The sequence below is a fragment of the Streptomyces sp. NPDC029041 genome, from assembly GCF_040637515.1.
Taxonomy (GTDB): Bacteria; Actinomycetota; Actinomycetes; order Streptomycetales; family Streptomycetaceae; genus Streptomyces.
The window spans coordinates 131,434-150,553 of the sequence record NZ_JBEZWO010000014.1; the positions used below are offsets into that span (position 1 = coordinate 131,434).

Genomic DNA, 19,120 nt, shown 5'->3' on the forward strand with positions numbered 1-19,120 from the left:
ATCAGATCCCCACAGTGAAGCCGTCGGACCAGACCTGCATCTCCTGCACGATGCGGTCCCACGCGCCGGTCAGCAGCAGCAGACCGGTCACGATCATCATGGTGCCGCCGATCCGCATCACCCAGACGTAGTGGCGCTTGATCCAGCCGAAGGCTCCGAGGGCCTTGCGGAAGGCGACCGCGGCGAGCACGAAGGGCACGCCCAGGCCCAGACAGTACGCGATGGTCAGGACGGCACCGCGTCCGGCGCTGCCCTGGTCGGAGGAGAGGGCGAGCACGGAGGCGAGGGTGGGGCCGATGCAGGGTGTCCAGCCGATGCCGAAGAGAGCGCCGAGCAGGGGCGCGCCGGCCAGTCCCGCCACCGGCTTCCGGTGGAAGCGGAACTCGCGCTGGGTGAACCAGGGCATGAGGCCCATGAAGAACACGCCCAGGACGATCATGAGTACGCCCAGCACCTTGGACAGGATGTCCCGGTACTCCTGGAGCGTCGCGCCGAAGTAGCCGAACAACGCCCCGGACGAGACGAACACGACGGTGAAGCCCAGTACGAACAGCGAGGCACCCGCGGCCATCCGACCGCGTCGCGCCTCGGCGAGGTCGGTACCGGCCACCCCGGTGACGTAGGACAGGTAACCGGGTACCAGCGGCAGGACGCACGGCGAGAAGAAGGAGACGAGTCCGCCCAGCAGCGCGATCGGCAGGGCCGCCAGCAGGGCGCCGTTGAGCACCGTGCCGTTGGGGTCCGCGACCGCGGCGAGCGTGGTGACTGCGCTCACGTCACTACTCCGCTCACTTCTCGGCGACGACCGGCTTGAGCATCTTCAGCAGCCGTTCCTCGCTGAGCGCGGACAGGGAGCGGGCGGCGATCCTGCCGTCCCGGTCGAGGATGAGCGTGGAGGGGATCGCCTGCGGGTTGAGCGTGCCCTTCTTGAAGCGCAGCAGCAGCTTGCCGGTGGGGTCGTAGAGGCTGGGGTAGGTGATGCCCCAGTCCTTCTCGAAGGCGAGGGCGGCGCCGGTGGAGGTGTCGCGGGTGTTGATGCCGACGAACTGCACACCCTTGCCGGCGTACTCCTTGGAGACCTTCGCGAAGTACTTGGCCTCGGCGCGGCAGGGGTTGCACCAGGAACCCCACACGTTGAGGACGACGACCTTGCCCTTGTAGTCGGCGACGTCGAGGGTCTTGCCTGCGATGGTCTTGCCGGACAGGTCGGGGGCGGGAGTGCGCTTGCCCTGGGCGACCGTGGCGACGCCGTCGGTGCCGGTGACGAAGTTGGTGTTGCCGCCCCCGCCGGAGGTGCCGCCGGAGCCGCACGCCGTGACGAGCAGCGCGGCCGCGGCGAGAGAGGCGGTCAGGGCGGCACTACGGCGGACACGTCGGGTGCGCTCGGCGGCACGGGTCGTGCGGTTCGAACGCTGGGGGGCGCTGTCGGCACTCATGTGAAAAGTTTCGCATGCCCGTTCTGGGGGTCTCGCCCACCCCCCTTGCGGGCGGAAAACCGCATTTCAGGCGGCGTTCGGTGAGGCTTCCCGGCCGGGCGTGGCGGCCTGGCCGGTGAACTCCCGCCAGCCACCGGCCGGCTGCTGTCCGACCCCGAGCGTACGGAGCTTGTCGAGCACCTCGGGCTTCTGCACGTCGAGCCAGTCGGTGAACTGCCGGAAGGAGACGAGACGCACATCGGCGCCCTTCTCCTTCTCGCGCGCGATGCGCCTGAACGCCTCCTCGACGGCGTCCATGTAGATGCCGCCGTTCCACTGCTCGAAGTGGTTGCCGATGAAGAGTGGTGCCCGGTTTGTCTCGTATGCCCGTTTGAATCCCTGGATGTACGCCTGCGCCGACTGCTTCCGCCAGCCCGGGTAGTTGTGGGCCGGGGCCTTCGTGGAATTGAGGGACTGGTTGGCGAGCATGTTGTAGTCCATCGACAGGACCTCGAAGCCGCGGCCGGGGAAAGGTATCTGCTGCAGGGGCAGGTCCCATAGGCCCTGACGCTTGCGGGGCCAGACCTGCAGGCCGCCGGGCGAGGAGGCGTCGTAGCGCCAGCCGAGCTCGCGGGCGGTGGGCAGCAGGTTGTCCTGGCCGAGCAGACAGGGCGTACGGCCGCCGACGAGCTCCTTGTCGTAGTCGAACGGCAGCGACGGCAGGTCGGTCCAGCCGGTGTTGGTGCGCCACTCCTTCACGAAGGACTTCGCCTGGTCGATCTCGCTGCGCCACTGCGCCGGCGTCCAGTTCTTGACCGAGCCGTGGGACTCGCCGCAGAAGTGGCCGTTGAAGTGGGTGCCGATCTCGTGGCCCTCCAGCCACGCCCGGCGCACGTTCTCCAGGGTCGCCTTGATGTGGTCGTCGGTGAGGTAGCCGATGTCGGAGGCGCCGCGCGGGTTGTTCGGCGGGTTGTAGAGGCGCTTCTTCGACTCGGGCAGCAGGTACAGCCCGGACAGGAAGAAGGTCATGCTCGCGCCGTGCTCCTTGGCCAGGTCCAGGAAGCGCGGGAAGAGGCCGTTGCCGACCTCGCCTGCGCCGTCCCAGGAGAACACGACGAACTGCGGCGGGGTCTGACCCGGCTCCAGCGGCTCGGGCCCGGCGGGCTGGTGGGGCTGCTTGCCGGTGTGGGCGGTGGAGCCGTCGCCGATGGGGCGCGCGGTGCGCTTCGGCTTCGGCTTGGATCCACCCTGGACGGAGTCGCCGCCGGAACCGTCGGCGTGGCCGGAGTCGTCCGAGCCCGTGAGACCGCCGCATCCGGCGAGTGAGACGGCGGCGGCTCCCGCGCCGAGTCCGAGCATTCCCCTGCGGGAGAGAGCGCGCATGGCATCCCCGATTCGTCACGTCGTGCTGGTCACCCGGTCAGAGGCCGTGACGAGGAAGGGGGTTCCGCTGATATGCGCAGATTCCGTAACGAAGGAGTCGTAAGCGCTCATAAGGGGGCGAACGAAAGGCCTTGCAGGCCTGCCGAACGCCCCCTCACGCGGGCCCGGGGAACTACGCCCCGAACGCCTTGGCCTGCCCCTTCGCCGGCTTGGCACCGGCGAGGAGATGGGCCGGGACGAGATCGCGGGCCGGCTCGCTGTAGCCGACGGAGACGATCCGGTCGCCCTGGTACGTGAACGTCGTCAGCGACGCGAGCGTGCACTGGCGCTTGCGCGGGTCGTGCCAGAGGCGGCGGCGCTCGACGTAGGACCGGACGATCCAGATGGGCAGCTGGTGGCTGACCACGACAGCCTCGTGCCCGCGGGCCTTGTCCTTCGCCGTGCCCAGCGCGCTCATCATGCGGACGACCTGGTCGACGTACGGCTCGCCCCAGGACGGCCGGAACGGGTTGACCAGGTGCTTCCAGTTGTTCGGCTTGCGCAGCGCACCGTCCCCGACGCCGAACGTCTTGCCCTGGAAGATGTTGTCGGCCTCGATCAGCCGCTCGTCGGTCGCCAGGTCCAGACCGTGCGCCTTGGCGATCGGCTCGGCCGTCTCCTGGGCCCGCTCCAGCGGCGAGGCGACGACGTGCGTCACATCGCGGCCGGACAGGTGCTCGGCGACCCGGTCGGCCATGCGGCGCCCCAGGTCGGAGAGGTGGTAGCCGGGGAGGCGGCCGTAGAGGATGCCGTCCGGGTTGGCGACCTCACCGTGCCGCATGACGTGGACGACGGTGATGTCCTCGGCGCTGTTGCCGTGCTGCTCGCTCATGCCGTGGCCTCCGCAGCCGCCCGGGCCGCCGCCGGAAGGGCGTCGGCGATCCGCTGCACGGCCCGCTCGTCGTGCGCGGTGGACACGAACCAGGACTCGAAGGAGGACGGCGGCAGGTAGACGCCGTCGGCGAGCAGCGAGTGGAAGAACGCGGTGAAGCGGAAGGACTCCTGGGTCTTGGCGTCCTCGTAGTTGCGCACCGGCCGGTCGGTGAAGAACACCGAGAACATGTTGGAGGCGTTCTGGAGCGTGTGCGCCACGCCCTCCTTGGACAGGGCGTCGGTGACCAGCCCCTGGATCTGCTGCGACACCGCGTCGACCTTGGCGTAGGCGGCGTCGTCGAGGAGCCGCAGCTGGGCGAGTCCGGCGGCGGTGGCGACGGGGTTGCCGGACAGGGTGCCGGCCTGGTAGACGGGCCCGGCCGGGGCGAGGTGGGCCATGACGTCCGCGCGCCCGCCGAAGGCCGCCGCGGGGAAGCCGCCGCCCATGACCTTGCCGAAGGTCATCAGGTCCGGGACGACGCCGTCGACCCCGAACCACCCGGCCCGGCTGGTACGGAAGCCGGTCATGACCTCGTCGGAGATGTAGAGCGCGCCGTTCTCGGCACAGAGGTTCTTCAGGCCCTGGTTGAAGCCGTCGGCGGGCGGCACGACGCCCATGTTGCCCGGGGACGCCTCGGTGATCACGCACGCGACCTCGCCGGGGTGGGCCAGGAAGGCCTCGCGTACGGCGTCGAGGTCGTTGTACGGCAGGACGACGGTGTCGCCGGCCTGGGCGCCGGTGACGCCCGGGGTGTCGGGCAGCGCGAAGGTGGCGACACCGCTGCCGGCCGCGGCGAGCAGCGAGTCGACGTGCCCGTGGTAGCACCCGGCGAACTTGATCACCTTGGTGCGCTGCGTGAATCCCCGAGCGAGCCGGATGGCGGACATGGTCGCCTCCGTCCCGCTGGAGACCAGCCGCACCTGCTCCAGCGGCGCGACGCGGGCGACCATCTCCTCGGCGAGCGCGACCTCGCCCTCACCGGGCGTGCCGAAGGACGTACCGCGGGATACGGCGTCCTGCACGGCGGCGATCACCTCGGGGTGCGAGTGGCCCAGGATCATGGGCCCCCAGGAGCACACGAGATCGACGTACTCCCGGCCGTCGGCGTCGGTCAGATAGGGGCCGGTGCCGGACACCATGAACCGCGGCGTGCCGCCGACGGCTCGGAAGGCCCGCACCGGGGAGTTCACGCCGCCGGGCGTGACGGCCGCCGCACGGTCGAACAGAGCCTGCGAGGCCGGTGCTTCATACGGATATGCCAGTTCACTCATGACCTGCGACTTCTCCGACCTTCTCCGACGCTGTCGGGCTCCGGGTGCCAGTGACCTGTTCAGGGTAGGCCAGGGGCGCGGGCGGACGGGGCGCGGGACAACCGGCCCCGTGGTCCCCGTCGTCTGCGAGACTGGACCCCGATACACAACAGCTCGCACGGCCCGCCGTGGTCGGAGGCTGCGGACATCCCGCGGACAGTTGTTTCAGCGCACGTTTCGGCGGGCGGCCGTGGGGGAGGTCACTGACACGATGATCGGGTTGCGCGGCGGGGGCGACGCGTTCTGGAAAAAGCAGTCGGGTGGAGATATGCATCGCGGTGGCGGACTGGGCGAGGGGACCGATGACCTGGGTCCTCGCCGTGCCCGGCGGGGACGGCACCGGCGCGAGGCGGAGGACGCTCAGGAACCGCGTCGGACACAGGGTTCACCGAGTGAACCGGAGCGGGCCGCCGGACGTACTGAACGTCAGGTGGACGATCTTCCTGAACGTCAGGTGGACGATCTTCGGGCCGGGAGCAGCGGGAATGGTGGTCGGGTGGGGGTGACGTACAAGTACTTCGGCGCGCCCGACGGCGCGACCGCGGCCCGCGTGCCGATCTCGATGCGCCCCGAGGAGCTCGGCGGCGACGAGCTCGGCATGAACGGCATGTTCACGAAGATCAAGCCGGAGACCATGGCCGCGATGGTCCTCACGGGCATCGAGGGCGTCCCCCTGCACAAGGTCCCGCCCCTGGAGCTCGTCGTCCTGCACCCCGACTACGCCGTGGTGAAGCTGCCCATGACGGTCGTCGACCCCCTGCGCGGCATCGGCGAGGAGGCGGTGGGCGCGGCGGCCTTCATCTGGTCGACGGTCCCGGACCGGGGCGGCCCCCGGGACGCGTTCAACGTCTACCAACTGCTGCACGAGTGGCAGGACTTCAGCCACCGACTGCATGAGGCGGGGCATCAGCCTTATTGCCTGGTGTGGCCCTGAGCCGGGGTTTCCCGGGATTCGGGCGGGGCCGTTGCGCTCCGCTCTCATGGTGAGAGGACCCCTCAGGACCCCTCAGGACCCCTCAGGACCCCTCAGGACCCGTCAGGACCCCTCAGGCGACCGCATAGTCGCCGATGGCCGGTTCGAGGAGGTCGAAGGCGTGTGCCGCTTCCTTCGCGATCGTCCTGGCGATCTCGTCGTTGGTGTGCCCGGCCAGGGTCAGGTCCTGGATGCGCTGGAACAGGACGCGGTGCACGGCGCCGAGCAGCCCGGCGACCGTACGGACGGTGATGTCGTCCGGCCGCGCACCCACGGCTTCGGCGAGGGCCTCCGCCAGCACCTGCTCACGCCGGTCGTGCAGGTTGCGCAGGCACGCCGACAGGGTGGGACTGTCGGTGATCATGCGGGAGAACTCCGGGCCGGCGAATCCGGCGACCGGGTCCTGCGCCGCGACGGCGGCCCCGAAGGCACGGCGAAGCGCCGCGAGGGCGGACTCCCCGGGGCGGCGTGACGTCACGACCCGCGCCGGCGCGGCTGCGAACTCGTCCTGGTGGTCGAGAGCCAGGTCCTCTTTGCGCGCGAAGTAGTTGGTCACCGTCTTCTTCGCGACGCGGGAAGCCGCCGCGATCTCGGCGATGGTGGTGTTCTCGAAGCCCTGCTCGATGAAGAGCCGTGTCGCGTGGTCGGAGATCAGCTGCCGCGTCTCCTGCTTCTTCGCCTCCCGCAGGCCCTGAGGGGCGGCGGCGCCGGGCGTGGAGGCAGTCACTGGGGCGCTCGTCCTGGTTTCCATGAGCAGAATCTTACATCCGTAGTAAAAATACGTTTACGGCATCGGGTGGTCGGTAGTAATGTTACTACCGACGTAAGATCAGTGCGGAGAAACCACCCCGACCGCAACCCGACAAGGAACCCGTTTGAGGATCACCGCTTCCACCGTCTCCCTCACCGTCGAAGACATCGCGGCCTCCCGCGACTTCTTCACCGAGCACCTCGGCTACCGGGAACAGGCCGCGGCCGATGGATTCGCCTCCCTCGCCCGTGATGACGCCGCCGTCGACATCGTCCTGCTCCGGAGGGGAACCGACGTCCTGCCGCCCGGCCGGCGCGACCGGCACGCCGACGGCCTGATCCTCGCCTTCACCGTCACCGGCCTCGACGCCGAGGAGAGACGACTGCGTTCCGAAGGCGTCGACATCACGATGCCCCTGCGCGAAGAGCCGTGGGGAGAGCGCCTGTTCCAAGTCACCGACCCCAACGGGGTCGTCGTCCAGTTCGTCGAATGGGTCACGCCGGACCACTCCTGATCCCCTCGCCCATCACGCAGACCCGGAAGAGAGCGCACCGCATGCGAAAGCTCGTGTACTACATCGCCACCACGCTGGACGGTTTCATCGCGGGCCCGGACGGTGCCGACCCCACCGGCCCGGCCGGCTTCTGGCCGATCCCGGCGGACTACATCGAGTACCTGGTGGCGGAGTACCCGGAGACCCTGCCCGTCCAGGCCCGTGCGGCCCTGTCCGTCACGGCGGAGGGCACGCACTTCGACACGGTCCTCGAAGGACGGCGCAGCTACGAGATCGGCCTCAAGGCCGGCATCGACGACGCCTACCCCCACCTGCGTCACCTGGTCTTCTCCCGGACCCTCACCGAGGCCCCGGCCCCGGCCGTCGAGCTGGTCGCCGACGACCCCGTGGAGAAGGTGCGGCAGTTGAAGCGGGAGGACGGCAAGGACATCTGGCTGCTGGGCGGCGCGGAGCTGGCCGGTGCCCTGTACTCCGAGATCGACCGGCTCGTCCTCAAGGTGGCCCCGTTGACCATCGGCGCCGGGATCCCGGTGTTCTCCCACAAGGCCGCCTTCGATCCGCGCGGCTGGGAGCTCACCGGCCACACCGTGCTCGACAGCGGCGCGGCCTTCGTCACCTACGCGCGCGCCACCGGGAACTGAAGCCGGACGAACCGCGGTCCCGGTGTCGGCGCCTTCCGGGCTCCGGCACCGGAACCATCCGTGGTGCTCCCCGCGACCCATGATGAAGGGCCGAAGCCCTACCCGCATTGCCGGTTTCCGGCAGGGTTCCCTAGGGTCTGCATGCCGGTGGCCGTCAACGGGGCCGTCAGCGGCACACGGAGCAAGGGGGCAGGGTGAGCGAGCCGGACACGGCGAGGCGGTACCTCGACGGGTACGCGGAGATCCTGGCCGAGGTCGCGGCGACCGGCCGTCGTCCGACGCGGGACGAGCTCGACGCCCGCCGCGCCCTCGGTGAGCAGGCCGCGGAACGCGGACACAGCCTGCGCGGCCTCGTACGGGAGCACCTCGCGGCCACCCGGGCCGGCTGGCCCGGCGCCCCGGGCTCCGCCGACAGTGTCCTGGCCGCGGTCGAGCAGGCGGTCGACGCCTTCGCCGAGGGGTACGAGCGGGCCCAGCGCCAGGCCGTGCGCGAAGAGGAGGCCGCGCGCCGGGAGTTCATCGACGACCTGCTCTACGGCCGCAGCAACCTGGGCCGCCTCGCCGAACGCGCCGAACGCTTCGGCCTCGTACTCTCCCGCGCCCACGCCGTCGCGGTCGCCGAGGGGCCCGAGGCGTACGACGACGTCGCACCGGTCACCCGCCGGATCGAGGCCGCGCTGACAGCGCGGTTCGGCAACCGGCGCATCCTGCTCGCCACGAAGAACGAGAAGCTGGTCTGCATCGCTCCCGGCGACCAGGACGACGTGCTCGCCTACTTCGCCAAGCAGGCCCACGCCGCCACGGACGACGGCCGCGTGGCCATCGGCCGCCCGCGGCCCGGCGCCGGCGGAGTGGTGCACTCCTACGAGGAAGCGCTCAGCACGCTCGAACTCGCCGGCCGGCTGGGCCTGGACGATCCCGTCGTGCGCTCCGCCGACCTGCTGGTCTACCCCGTCCTGGCCCGCGACCGGCAGGCCATGGCCGACCTCGTCCTCAGCGTGCTCGGGCCGCTGACGCGTGCCCGCGGCGGTGCTGAGCCGCTCCTCAGGACGTTGCAGGTGTACTTCGAGTCCGGCTGCACCGCGGCCGAGGCGGCCCGTCGCCTGGCACTGAGCGTGCGGGCCCTGACGTACCGGCTGGAGCGCATCCATCAGCTGACCGGCGCCAATCCGGCCGATCCCCTGCACCGCTACACCCTGCAGACCGCCGTCATCGGGGCGCGGTTGCTGGACTGGCCCGCCCAGGAGATCTGAGCAGGCGAGCGAGAACAGAGAAGAGCAGGGGACGGCTCAGGGCCCGCCCACCGGGTGCGGTGAGCGGGCCCTTGCGGAGCACCGGCGTGTCAGCCGGTGATCTCCACCTTCCCGTTGGGCGACGCCGTCGGCTCTCCCGCCGCCGCGGTGCGCTGCGTGACGCCCTTCAGCAGTTCGGCGAGGTCGACGCCCGTCGTGGAGCCGAGGAGCTCCAGGCCCTGGGCGACGTTGTCCGCGACCGCCCGCGGAATGCGGCCGGCGCCGTCGGTGGAGATGACCGTCATCTTCTCCACCGCGCTCAGCGGCTCGGACGCCTTGGCCACGACCTCCGGCAGCACCTCGACGAGCATCTGCAGGATTGCCGCGTCCCCGTACTGCCCGAACGCGTCCGCCTTCTTGCGCATCGCCTCGGCCTCGGCCGCGCCCTTCGCGCCGATCGCCGACGCCTCGGCCTCGCCCTCCAGCCGGACGGCCTCCGCGATCGCCGCACGGCGGGCCCGCTCGGCCTCACCCTGCTTCAGCCCCTCGAGGGCCTCCGCCTCGGCCAGCGCGGAGCGGCGCTGCTTCTCGCCCTCACCGGTCAGCCGGGCCCGCTCGGCCTCCGCCTGCGCGGCCGCGATGCCGGCCGCCTTGTCCGCTTCGGCCTGCTTGACCCGGGCGACGCGCTTGGCCTCGGCCTCCTGTTCGGCGGCGTAGCGCTGGGCGTCGGCGGGCTTGCGGACCTGGGTGTCGAGCTGCCGGTCGGTCAGCGCGGCCTGCCGCTCCGCGACCTTCTCCTGCTGGGTGAGGATCTCCTGCTGCCGCGCCGCCTCGGCCAGCGGTCCGGCCGCCGCCGCGCGGGCCGCGGCCTCGTCGGTCTCGGCCTTGATCTCGGCCTGCTTGAGGGCGAAGGTCCGCTGCGCGATCGCGATCTCCTCCTCCGCCTTCAGCCGTGCCTGCTCGGCGGCCCGCCGGGCGACGGCCTCGGCGATGTCGGCCTCCTGCTTGGCGCGTGCCGCCTCGGGCCGGCCGAGGTCCTCCAGGTAGGAACCCTCGGTGGTGATGTCCTGGATCTGGAAAGCGTCCAGCACCAGCCCCTGCCCGGAGAGACTGGACTCGGCCTCCTCCGCGACCTGCCCGGCGAAGGCCGCCCGGTCGCGGATGACGTCCTCCACCGACATCCGTCCGACGATGGCCCGCAGGGCGCCGGACAGCACCTCCTGGGTGAAGCCGACGATGCCGTCCTGCTGCATCAGGAACCGCTGTGCGGCGGCGCGGATGGAGTCCTCGGTGCCGCCGACCTTGACGATCGCGACACCGTCGAGATTGGCCTTCACGCCGCGCAGTGTGACCGCGCCGCGCACCGCGACCGGGATGTGCCGGGAGGACAGGTCGAGGGTGAACTTCTGCTGCACGAAGGGCACGACGAACACGCCGCCGCCGACCACGACCTTCTGTCCGCTGTTGTCGGTGAAGACCCGGCCGGTCTCCGGGTCGGTGGCCTTCTTGCCGCGCCGGCCGGTGACGATGAACGCCTCACTCGGACCCGCCACCTTGTAGCGGGTGACCACGACCAGTGCCAGCAGCACGAGGAGTACGACGACCCCCGCGACGGCGACGACGACAGGACTCATGACAGTGCCCCCGAATCACGTACGAAAGAACGAACAGGAAGAGAAGAAGGACGGAGAGAGAGTCGGCGGACGGGTCAACGGTCCACCGGGCGGACCACGACGGACGTGGCGGAGGGCACCGCCTCCACCCACACCTCGGCGCCTCGGTCCACCGGCCCCGCACTGCGAGCGGCGAACTTCACCGTCTGACCCGCGAGTCGGAGCAGTACCTCGCCGTAGCCGTCCGCCGGGATGGACGTGACCACGTGGCCCGACGTCCCCACCAGGTCGCCGCCGGTCGGCGTGAGATCCGTCTGATCACGCATCAGGAGACGGCTGAAGCGGTAGGTCCCCCAGGCCGTCCCGAGTCCGCACACGGCTCCCGCCGTGGTGGCGACCGCGGGACCGGCGTCCGCCGCACCCGTGGCGATGGCCCCGGCGAAGCCGGTCATCGCCAGGAACCCGGCGATGGCCGGCAGCGACAGCCATCCGTCCAGGGCACTGCCCAGCGCACCGTCGAGGACGCCGTCCAGTACCCCGTCGAAGAGCAGCGACAGTGCGAGCAACGCGACCCCCGTCATGCCCAGTCCCAGAAACCAGACCATGCGCGCCGTCCCCCTCCCGCTTACCGCTGAACTCCGACTTGACGGAATCTTCACACGCGGGGAGGGACGGTTTCATTGCCATGTTCCGGCAACCTTTACGGGCCTTTTATGCCGGGCCCCGGAGCATTCCCCGCCGGCCCGCCGCACGCGGGCAGGACGTCGGCCACTTACCGGCCACAAACGGCTCCCCTGGCAGGACGGGAGGATGAGCCGGGCCGCCGGCGGGCAGGACCGGGGCGGCAGCAGTCGGTGACCGGAGGGGGACCTGTGCGTGATCTCGCGGAGTCGATCGAGTCGATGGAACAGCTCGCCACGGTCTGGCGGGCCATGGTGCTCGATCGCGATCCCGGTGCCGACGTGCGGGACCTGCCGGGCATCGCCGTACGGTGGGCCGACTGCCGGTTCGCCTTCTGGAACTGCGTGACCCTGACGGACGCCGGTGCGGACGCCGGGTTGCTGAAGCAGCGGCTGAACGAGGCCGCCGAGATCATGCGCGCGAAATCCCACGCCGGGTTCCTGTGGGTCTTCGAAGCCCTGCTCGACGACCGGGCGCAGGCCGCGCTCGGGGCGGCCGCCGGGCAGGCGGGCCTGCGGTACGCCTTTCCCGGCACCGGCATGGCGGGTGACCTGCTGCCGGTGCCCGAACCCGCCCACCCCGAGCTGACCTTCGTCCGCGTGGACGACGAGGAGCTGCTGCGGGCGTACGCGGACATCAATTCCCGCGCCTACGGGTTCCCGCTCGAGGACGGGCGGGACGGGCTCGCCGGGTCCTCGCTGTGGAAGAGCGGGGTGTTCGCCTACCTGGGGCTGCGGGACGGCGTCCCCGTGACCTGCGCCGCCTCCGTCGAGGCGGACGGGCGGCTCTTCGTCGTGCTCGTCGCCACCGATCCGGCGTGGGAGCGGCGAGGCTACGGGGAGGCCGTGACCCGCAAGGCGCTGTACGAGGGGGCCCGGGCCACCGGCCTGACCCGGGCGACCCTGCACGCGACCGCCGCCGGCGCACCCGTGTACCCGAGGATCGGGTTCCGGCCGAACTCGCCGATCGGCTTCTACGCCTTAACGGACTGACCGCCGGCACAGCCCTGCCCCGGGCCGGCGGGGCCGCGCGGCAGAACCACCGCCCCGCAGGGCCGCGCCGCAGAACCACCGCCCCGCGGGGATGTGCCGCAGAACCGCCCCGCGGGGACGTCCCCGCAGGACCGCCCCGCGGGGAGGTGCCGCGGCTCAGCCGCCAGGGCGCACGTGGCGTGAGGCCGGGCCGCAGCTCGGCGGTACCTCACCGCAGGCCCGTGCGGTCAGTCGATCCCCCCGCCCACCGTGAACCCGGTCACCGTCCCGCCCCCTTCCCGCCGGAACGCGAACGGCGCTCCCCCGTGGGCGAGGGCCACCTCGCGGACGATGGACAGGCCGAGGCCCGAGCCCGGCAGGGAGCGGGCGTCGGCGGCGCGGTAGAAGCGGTCGAAGACCCGGGTGAGGTCGCGCTCGGCGATGCCCGGGCCGCGGTCGAGGACCTCGACCCGGATCCGGCCGGGCCGGGCGGGCCCCGAGACGACGATCTCGATGGGGGCCCGGCCGCCCTGGTCGAACTTGACCGCGTTCTCGACGAGGTTGGACAGCGCGCGGGTCAGCATCCCGGGACGCCCGTCGGTCGTGGTGTCGCCGCTCGCGCGCAGCAGGATCTCCCGGCCGCTCCGGCGCCGGGCCACCCCCGCGACCTCCTCGGCGATGTCCGCGACGTCCACCCGCCGCGGCGGCTCGGTGTCGGACTGCCCGGCCGCCAGATCCACCAGTTCGTTGACCAGGTCGGTCAGCTCCCGGGCCTCCTGGCCCAGGTCGGCGACGAGTTCGTCGCGGGCCCCCGGCGGGAGTTCGTCGATCCGGCGCAGCAGGGAGATGTTCGTACGCAGCGAGGTGAGCGGCGTGCGCAGCTCGTGGCCCGCGTCCTGGACCAGCCGGCGCTGGTCCTCCTCGGACTGGGCGAGCCGGCCCAGCATGCGGTCGAAGGCCCGGCCGAGGCGGCCCACCTCGTCGTGTCCGGCCACGGGCACCTGGATGCCCAGGCGGCGGGTGCGGGCGACGTCCTCGGCGGCGTCGGTCAGCACGACCAGGCGGCGCGTGATCCGCCGGGCCAGCCACCAGCCGAACAGTCCGGCGCCGATCACCACGGCCGCCACCAGCAGCAGCGTCCGCTGCTGGAGCACCCGCAGCAGGTCCTCGACGTCGCTGAACTCCTGGGCGACCTGTACCGCGCCCCGGGCGTCGCCGAGGGAGACGGTGGCGACGCGGTAGACGTCGTCGCCCACGTCGACGTCCTTGTGCTCGGCCACCTCCCCGGGCGAGGACGCGGCGGCGATCCGCACGTCGGCGCCGGTGACCGGCAGGCCCGGGCTGCCCCGGTCGACGACGTGCCCGTCCGGGCCCAGCACCTGCACGTCGGTGCGGGCGGGCCGTACCAGGTCGTGGCCGGGCGCGGCGGACGAGAAGTCGCCGGGCGTCATGCGGTTCTGCCGCACCTCGTCGCGCAGATCCTGCACGACCTCGTCGAACACCGTCTGCTGGTCCACCCGCACCAGCCGCGCGGCGGCGCTGTACGACAGGATGCCGACCAGGATCGTCACGGCCGCCGTCACCGCCGCGAACGACACCGCGAGGGTGGTGCGCAGCGAGACGAGCCCCGGCCGCCGCCCGGCCAGCAGCCGGCGCAGGCTGCCCACTCAGTCCTCCCGCAGCACGTAACCCACGCCCCGGACCGTGTGGATCAGCTGCGGCGCGTCCGGCTCGTCGAGCTTGCGGCGCAGGTAGCCGACGTAGACGGCGAGGTTCTTCGAGCCGGGCCCGAAGTCGTAGCCCCAGATGCGGTCGTAGATCGTCGAGTGGTCGAGGACGATGCCCGCGTTGCGCACCAGCAGTTCCAGCAGCTCGAACTCGGTGCGGGTCAGTTCCAGCTCGCGCGCGCCCCGCCAGGCCCGGCGCGCCTGCGGGTCCATGCGGATACCGGCGGCGTCGATGAACCGATCCGGGAGCGGCCTGGGCGCCTCGGCCGCGGGTGCGCTGCCGGCCCCCACCGGGCTGGTGCGGCGCAGCAGGGCGCGCAGCCGGGCGAAGACCTCCTCCACGTCGAAGGGCTTGACCACGTAGTCGTCCGCGCCCGCGTCCAGGCCGGCGATCCGGTCGGCGGTCTCGACGAGGGCCGTGAGCATCAGCACCGGCGTCCGGTCCCCCTCGGCGCGCAGCACCCGGCACACCTGGAGGCCGTCGATGCCGGGCATCATCACGTCCAGCAGGAGCACGTCCGGACGGTTGCGGTGGGCCTGTGCCAGCGCCTCGACACCGTCGGCGACCGCCATGACCTGGTAGCCCTCCAGGGTCAGGGCACGCTCCAGGGCGTTGCGGATGGCGCGGTCGTCTTCGGCGAGCAGCACGGTGTGGGGCACGCGTCCAGTGTGCCAAGCCGCCCGGCCCCGGGGACCGTCTGCGCTGCGCCGGAGCGTCCTTCTTACTCCTCTCTCACCAGCGGCCGGGCAACCTCGGAGCCGGGCCCTACCCTGCCCTCACCCTCGGGCCCGGGCGAGCCGGGCCGCGTGCGTCGGGGCGTCCGGGACGTCCGCCGGGCGGTCCACCTCGAACTCCTTGCGCAGCACCGGCACGACCTCCTCGCCGAGCAGGTCGATCTGCTCCAGCACGGTCTTCAGCGGCAGCCCGGCGTGGTCGATCAGGAACAGCTGGCGCTGGTAGTCGCCGGCGTACTCGCGGAACGCCAGCGTCTTCTCGATGACCTGCTGCGGGGAGCCGACGGTCAGCGGCGTCTGCTCCATGAAGTCCTCCAGTGAGGGCCCGTGCCCGTACACCGGGGCGACGTCGAAGTAGGGGCGGAACTCGCGCACCGCGTCCTGGGCGTTCTTCCGCATGAACACGTGCCCGCCGAGGCCGACGATCGCCTGTTCGGGAGTGCCGTGCCCGTAGTGGGCGTAGCGCTCGCGGTACAGCTCGACCATGCGCCGGGTGTGGTCGGCCGGCCAGAAGATGTTGTTGTGGAAGAAGCCGTCGCCGTAGAACGCGGCCTGTTCGGCGATCTCCGGCGAGCGGATCGACCCGTGCCAGACGAACGGCGCCACGCCGTCCAGCGGGCGGGGCGTGGAGGTGAAGCCCTGCAGCGGGGTGCGGAACTTCCCCTCCCAGTCGACGACGTCCTCGCGCCACAGGCGGTGGAGCAGCGCGTAGTTCTCGACGGCGAGGTTGATGCCCTGGCGGATGTCCTGTCCGAACCAGGGGTAGACCGGGCCGGTGTTCCCGCGCCCCAGCATCAGGTCCACCCGGCCGTCGGCCAGGTGCTGGAGCATCGCGAAGTCCTCGGCGATCTTCACCGGGTCGTTGGTGGTGATCAGGGTCGTGGCCGTGGAGAGGATCAGCCGCTCGGTGCGGGCCGCGACGTAGCCGAGCATCGTCGTGGGGGACGAGGGCACGAAGGGCGGGTTGTGGTGCTCGCCGGTGGCGAAGACGTCGAGGCCCACCTCCTCGGCCTTCAGCGCGATGGCCACCATGGCCTTGATCCGCTCGCGCTCCGTGGGCGTCCGGCCGGTGGTGGGGTCGGGCGTGACGTCGCCGACGCTGAAGATCCCGAACTGCATGCTCGCTCACCCTCCAGGTTGTTTATCGTTCAACCATACCTGTGAACGGCGGCCGACGTGGGCCTATTCCCCGAGAAGCAACCTGCGGGCGCCGCCGCGGCCCGGGCCCGCAGTCGAGCACCCAGCGGGCACCCCATGGCTTACGCACCGCGTACCCCTCTCATGGAGACGAGCACCAGGGGTGAGGGTCCGGCGCCGGGGGCGGGTGCCGGTGCCGGGGCCGGAGGCGAGGGCCGTTGCCGGAGACGAGGGCCGTTGCCGGAGACGAGGGCCGTTGCCGGAGACGAGGGCCGTTGCCGGAAACGAGGGCCGTTGCCGGAAACGAGGGCCGTTGCCGGAGGCGAGGGCCGGAGCTGCCTGGGAGGCGAGGGCCGGTGCTGCCGGAGGCGAGGGCCAGGCATCAGGACAAGGGCCGGGCACGGAGACGAGGGGCCCCTGCACCAAGGCAAGGGCCCGGCGACGGAACCGACCCAGCACCGAAGCAGGAGCCCCCGCACCGCCGTCGAAAGCCTCGGCGCCGCGGTCGAGCGCCCGACCCGGACCCCGCGCCCCGGCCCGGCCGACAGGGCACGAGCACCAGCCACCCCCGCACACCCACCCCAGCCCGGCCGACAGGACACAAGCACCAGCCAACCCGCACACCCACCCCAGCCCGGCCGACAGGACACAAGCACCAGCCACCCCCGCACACCCACCCCACCCCAGCGGACAGGACACGAGCACCAGCCAACCCGCACACCCACCCCACCCCAGCGGACAGGACACGAGCACCAGCCAACCCGCACACCCACCCCACCCCAGCGGACAGGACACGAGCACCAGCCAACCCGCACACCCACCCCAGCCCGGCCGTCAGGGCACCAGCACCAGCCGCCCCCGCACACCACCCTCGCCGAGCCGGGCATGCGCCTTGGCCGCGTCCTCCAGCGCGAACGTCTCGGCCACCCGCGTCGTCAGCACCCCCTCGTCCACCAGCCGCACCAGCTCCGCCAGCTGCGCCCCGTCCGCGCTCACCTCGACCGCCCCCGTCCGCACCCCCCGGACCGAGGTCGGCTCCGCCTGCGGGATGACCCCGGCGTACCGGCCCCCGTCGCGCACCGCGGCCAGGGCCGGCTCACCGAGAACGGCGGCGTCCAGCACCGCGTCGAACTCCCCGTCCGGGACGGCGCCGCCGACGAAACGCCCGGCCCCCAGGGACCGCACCAACGCCTCGTCGCCCTCGCGGGCCAGCCCGGCCACCGGTATCCCCCGGTGCGCGGCCAGCTGCACCGCGTACCCGCCGACCGCCCCCGCCGCACCCGTGACCAGCAGCGACCGGTCCGGCGTCAATTCCAGCAGTTCCAGGGCCTGCAAGGCGGTCAGCGCGTTCAGCGGCAGGGTCGCCGCGTGGACCGTGTCCACCGAGGCCGGCGCGAGGGCCACGGCGTCCGTGTCCACGACGACGTACTCGGCATGGGTGCCCAGCGGCTTGACCATGCCGTAGTCGAGCGCCACCACCGCGTCCCCGACGCTCCACGCACTGGCCACACCCACCGCGTCCACCGTCCCGGCGACGTCCCAGCCGAGCCCGATCCGCTTGCCCGCACCCCCGAAGACACCGGACCGCACCCCCGCGTCCACGGGATTCAGCGAGGCCGCCGCGACCTTGATCCGCACCTGACGCGCACCCGGCTCCGGCACCGCCGCCTCCACGACCTCCACCGTCTCCGGCCCACCGAACGAGTTCACCACAACAGCACGCACAGCGACGCTCCTTGGATTGTCGGCATCCGGGACCTCCTCCCGGCCGGCACAACCCTAGGAAGAGCTACTATCCACAGGTAAGTAGTTACCTGTGAGTGCGTACGTACCCCGGAGGTGAGCCATGGCGACCATGACGGCGGCCCAGCGGCGCGAGCAGGCCCGCATCGAGTACGACGCCTTCATCAAGAGCTGCCCCACCAACCAGCTCCTGGACCGCATCAGCGACAAGTGGGTCAGCCTCGTCGTGTCCGCCCTCGCCCCGGGCCCCCTGCGCTACAGCGACCTCGGCCGCAGGATCGCCGGCGTCAGCCCCAAGATGCTCACCCAGACCCTGCGCTCCCTCGAACGCGACGGCCTCCTCACCCGCACCGTCACCCCGTCCGTCCCGGTCCGCGTCGACTACGAACTCACGCCCCTGGGCCACAACCTGGCCCTGCTCCTGACCGCCGTGAAGGACTGGGCGGAGAACCACTTCGACGAGGTCAGGGACGCCCGCGAGCGCTACGACGCCGAGGCCCGAGGCGACTGACACCGGCGGCACGGCCGAGGGACCGGCGCGCGTGCGAAGCTGACCGCCATGTCCGTACTGCGCTCCGCCGCCCTCTTCGTCCTCGCCGCCCTGCTGGAGATCGGCGGCGCCTGGCTGGTCTGGCAGGGCGTGCGCGAGCACAAGGGCTGGCTCTGGGCGGCCGGCGGCGTCCTCGCCCTCGGCGCCTACGGCTTCGTCGCGACGTTCCAGCCCGACGCCCACTTCGGCCGCGTCCTCGCCGCGTACGGCGGGATCTTCGTCGCCGGTTCGATCCTGTGGGGCGTGGTCGCGGACGGCTACCGTCCGGACCGCTGGGACATCACGGGCACGCTGGTCTGCCTCGCGGGCATGGCCGTCATCATGTACGCCCCGCGAGGAAACTGACCCGGCTCCTCGCGCGGCTCAGAACGGCTCGTCGGGCGGGAGCAGCCCCAACTGCCCCAGGAAGTCCAGCTCGTCGAAGTACAGCCGGTAGTCGACGATCCGCCCGTCCTTCACGGTGGCGATGTCCACCCCGCGGATCCGGACCTCCTTCTGCGTCGGCGGCAGCGTCTCCCCGTTGGGCAGCTGCAGCGGCCCGGTGTTCCGCCCGCGGTAGACGCCCTCGTCGATCGCCGTGTCGCCGGCCTCGTAGGAGTGCAGCGCCTCGAACGTCGCCCCGGGGACGGCCTCGGTCATCGTCCGCCAGTACGCGACGATCGCGTCGCGTCCGCGCAGCTCGCCCTCGTCGGGAGTGAAGGCCACCGCGTCCTCGGCGTAGAGCTCGCCCACGACCTGCAGGTCGGGGTGCGCGGTGACCGCGTCCGTGAGCCGGTCCATCACCTCACGTGCCTCGCCCATGATCCACCTCCGGGAGAACAGGGGCCCACC

At 71.8% G+C, this 19,120-nt stretch carries 20 protein-coding genes; 7 read left to right on the plus strand and 13 right to left on the minus strand.

The window, feature by feature from the left end:
• Position 1: 1 nt before the first annotated feature.
• From AB0F04_RS31110 to hemL, 5 genes are all read right to left on the minus strand, one after another.
• On the minus strand, positions 2-775 hold the full coding sequence (locus AB0F04_RS31110; protein WP_362047513.1) for a cytochrome c biogenesis protein CcdA: 774 nt from the start codon (positions 773-775) through the stop codon (positions 2-4).
• Positions 776-788: 13 nt separating this feature from the next.
• Positions 789-1,436, minus strand: coding sequence for a TlpA disulfide reductase family protein (locus AB0F04_RS31115; protein WP_362047516.1), 648 nt, complete (start codon positions 1,434-1,436; stop codon positions 789-791).
• A gap of 66 nt (positions 1,437-1,502) precedes the next feature.
• Positions 1,503-2,798 carry a polysaccharide deacetylase family protein gene (locus AB0F04_RS31120; RefSeq protein WP_362047519.1) on the minus strand — a complete coding sequence of 432 codons (1,296 nt, stop codon included), beginning with the start codon at positions 2,796-2,798 and terminating at the stop codon, positions 1,503-1,505.
• A 172-nt stretch (positions 2,799-2,970) separates the two neighbouring features.
• Complete coding sequence (locus AB0F04_RS31125; RefSeq protein ID WP_362047522.1) at positions 2,971-3,669, minus strand: histidine phosphatase family protein; 699 nt, start codon at positions 3,667-3,669, stop codon at positions 2,971-2,973.
• Positions 3,666-4,982 carry a glutamate-1-semialdehyde 2,1-aminomutase gene (gene hemL, locus AB0F04_RS31130; RefSeq protein WP_362047526.1) on the minus strand — a complete coding sequence of 439 codons (1,317 nt, stop codon included), beginning with the start codon at positions 4,980-4,982 and terminating at the stop codon, positions 3,666-3,668. Before hemL ends, AB0F04_RS31125 begins: the two co-directional genes overlap by 4 nt.
• A gap of 535 nt (positions 4,983-5,517) precedes the next feature.
• On the opposite strand from hemL, the gene AB0F04_RS31135 reads away from it, so the two are divergent.
• Complete coding sequence (locus AB0F04_RS31135; RefSeq protein WP_003974483.1) at positions 5,518-5,955, plus strand: hypothetical protein; 438 nt, start codon at positions 5,518-5,520, stop codon at positions 5,953-5,955.
• A gap of 112 nt (positions 5,956-6,067) precedes the next feature.
• Here the strand turns inward: AB0F04_RS31135 and AB0F04_RS31140 are convergent, their stop codons facing one another.
• On the minus strand, positions 6,068-6,745 hold the full coding sequence (locus AB0F04_RS31140) for a TetR/AcrR family transcriptional regulator (protein ID WP_362047529.1): 678 nt from the start codon (positions 6,743-6,745) through the stop codon (positions 6,068-6,070).
• Between the two features lie 124 nt (positions 6,746-6,869).
• On the opposite strand from AB0F04_RS31140, the gene AB0F04_RS31145 reads away from it, so the two are divergent.
• From AB0F04_RS31145 to AB0F04_RS31155, 3 genes are all read left to right on the plus strand, one after another.
• The gene (locus tag AB0F04_RS31145) at positions 6,870-7,259 is read left to right on the plus strand and encodes a VOC family protein (protein ID WP_362047532.1); all 390 of its coding nucleotides are present in this window, start codon (positions 6,870-6,872) and stop codon (positions 7,257-7,259) included.
• Between the two features lie 41 nt (positions 7,260-7,300).
• Complete coding sequence (locus AB0F04_RS31150; protein WP_362047535.1) at positions 7,301-7,900, plus strand: dihydrofolate reductase family protein; 600 nt, start codon at positions 7,301-7,303, stop codon at positions 7,898-7,900.
• 194 nt (positions 7,901-8,094) lie between these two features.
• A complete protein-coding gene (locus AB0F04_RS31155) occupies positions 8,095-9,153 on the plus strand; it encodes a helix-turn-helix domain-containing protein (protein WP_362047538.1) in 1,059 nt (352 codons plus the stop codon).
• Between the two features lie 89 nt (positions 9,154-9,242).
• Here the strand turns inward: AB0F04_RS31155 and AB0F04_RS31160 are convergent, their stop codons facing one another.
• Positions 9,243-10,766: an SPFH domain-containing protein gene (locus AB0F04_RS31160; protein ID WP_362047541.1), complete on the minus strand. Its 1,524-nt coding sequence runs from the start codon at positions 10,764-10,766 to the stop codon at positions 9,243-9,245.
• 74 nt (positions 10,767-10,840) lie between these two features.
• Entirely contained in the window at positions 10,841-11,350 is a 510-nt protein-coding gene (locus tag AB0F04_RS31165; RefSeq protein ID WP_362047544.1) for a hypothetical protein, read from the minus strand.
• 267 nt (positions 11,351-11,617) lie between these two features.
• Between AB0F04_RS31165 and AB0F04_RS31170 the strand changes: the two genes are divergently transcribed.
• Complete coding sequence (locus AB0F04_RS31170) at positions 11,618-12,418, plus strand: GNAT family N-acetyltransferase (RefSeq protein ID WP_362047547.1); 801 nt, start codon at positions 11,618-11,620, stop codon at positions 12,416-12,418.
• Positions 12,419-12,645: 227 nt separating this feature from the next.
• On the opposite strand, the gene AB0F04_RS31175 is transcribed toward AB0F04_RS31170, so the two are convergent.
• The 4 genes from AB0F04_RS31175 to AB0F04_RS31190 form a co-directional block, all read right to left on the minus strand.
• Positions 12,646-14,064 carry a HAMP domain-containing sensor histidine kinase gene (locus AB0F04_RS31175; protein ID WP_362047550.1) on the minus strand — a complete coding sequence of 473 codons (1,419 nt, stop codon included), beginning with the start codon at positions 14,062-14,064 and terminating at the stop codon, positions 12,646-12,648.
• Positions 14,065-14,784 (minus strand): response regulator transcription factor, encoded by a 720-nt coding sequence (locus AB0F04_RS31180; protein WP_362047553.1) that lies wholly within the window; start codon positions 14,782-14,784, stop codon positions 14,065-14,067.
• A 117-nt stretch (positions 14,785-14,901) separates the two neighbouring features.
• Positions 14,902-15,978, minus strand: a complete 1,077-nt coding sequence (locus AB0F04_RS31185; RefSeq protein WP_362047556.1) for an LLM class flavin-dependent oxidoreductase — start codon at positions 15,976-15,978, stop codon at positions 14,902-14,904.
• An 852-nt stretch (positions 15,979-16,830) separates the two neighbouring features.
• Positions 16,831-17,721 (minus strand): NADP-dependent oxidoreductase, encoded by an 891-nt coding sequence (locus tag AB0F04_RS31190; protein WP_362047559.1) that lies wholly within the window; start codon positions 17,719-17,721, stop codon positions 16,831-16,833.
• A 121-nt stretch (positions 17,722-17,842) separates the two neighbouring features.
• Between AB0F04_RS31190 and AB0F04_RS31195 the strand changes: the two genes are divergently transcribed.
• Positions 17,843-18,250 (plus strand): helix-turn-helix domain-containing protein, encoded by a 408-nt coding sequence (locus AB0F04_RS31195; RefSeq protein ID WP_362047562.1) that lies wholly within the window; start codon positions 17,843-17,845, stop codon positions 18,248-18,250.
• Positions 18,251-18,298: 48 nt separating this feature from the next.
• Entirely contained in the window at positions 18,299-18,634 is a 336-nt protein-coding gene (locus AB0F04_RS31200) for a YnfA family protein (RefSeq protein WP_362047565.1), read from the plus strand.
• 18 nt (positions 18,635-18,652) lie between these two features.
• Here AB0F04_RS31200 and AB0F04_RS31205 read toward each other — a convergent pair whose 3' ends face one another.
• The gene (locus tag AB0F04_RS31205) at positions 18,653-19,090 is read right to left on the minus strand and encodes a nuclear transport factor 2 family protein (RefSeq protein ID WP_362047568.1); all 438 of its coding nucleotides are present in this window, start codon (positions 19,088-19,090) and stop codon (positions 18,653-18,655) included.
• Between the last annotated feature and the right edge of the window lie 30 nt (positions 19,091-19,120).

Coding starts and splice junctions, on each gene's coding strand:
- AB0F04_RS31115 (WP_362047516.1), bottom strand. CDS start 1,436: ATGAGTGCCGACAGCGCCCCCCAGCGTTCGAACCGCACGACCCGTGCC.
- AB0F04_RS31120 (WP_362047519.1), bottom strand. CDS start 2,798: ATGCGCGCTCTCTCCCGCAGGGGAATGCTCGGACTCGGCGCGGGAGCC.
- AB0F04_RS31125 (WP_362047522.1), bottom strand. CDS start 3,669: ATGAGCGAGCAGCACGGCAACAGCGCCGAGGACATCACCGTCGTCCAC.
- hemL (WP_362047526.1), bottom strand. CDS start 4,982: ATGAGTGAACTGGCATATCCGTATGAAGCACCGGCCTCGCAGGCTCTG.
- AB0F04_RS31140 (WP_362047529.1), bottom strand. CDS start 6,745: ATGGAAACCAGGACGAGCGCCCCAGTGACTGCCTCCACGCCCGGCGCC.
- AB0F04_RS31150 (WP_362047535.1), top strand. CDS start 7,301: ATGCGAAAGCTCGTGTACTACATCGCCACCACGCTGGACGGTTTCATC.
- AB0F04_RS31160 (WP_362047541.1), bottom strand. CDS start 10,766: ATGAGTCCTGTCGTCGTCGCCGTCGCGGGGGTCGTCGTACTCCTCGTG.
- AB0F04_RS31165 (WP_362047544.1), bottom strand. CDS start 11,350: ATGGTCTGGTTTCTGGGACTGGGCATGACGGGGGTCGCGTTGCTCGCA.
- AB0F04_RS31185 (WP_362047556.1), bottom strand. CDS start 15,978: ATGCAGTTCGGGATCTTCAGCGTCGGCGACGTCACGCCCGACCCCACC.
- AB0F04_RS31195 (WP_362047562.1), top strand. CDS start 17,843: ATGGCGACCATGACGGCGGCCCAGCGGCGCGAGCAGGCCCGCATCGAG.
- AB0F04_RS31200 (WP_362047565.1), top strand. CDS start 18,299: ATGTCCGTACTGCGCTCCGCCGCCCTCTTCGTCCTCGCCGCCCTGCTG.
- AB0F04_RS31205 (WP_362047568.1), bottom strand. CDS start 19,090: ATGGGCGAGGCACGTGAGGTGATGGACCGGCTCACGGACGCGGTCACC.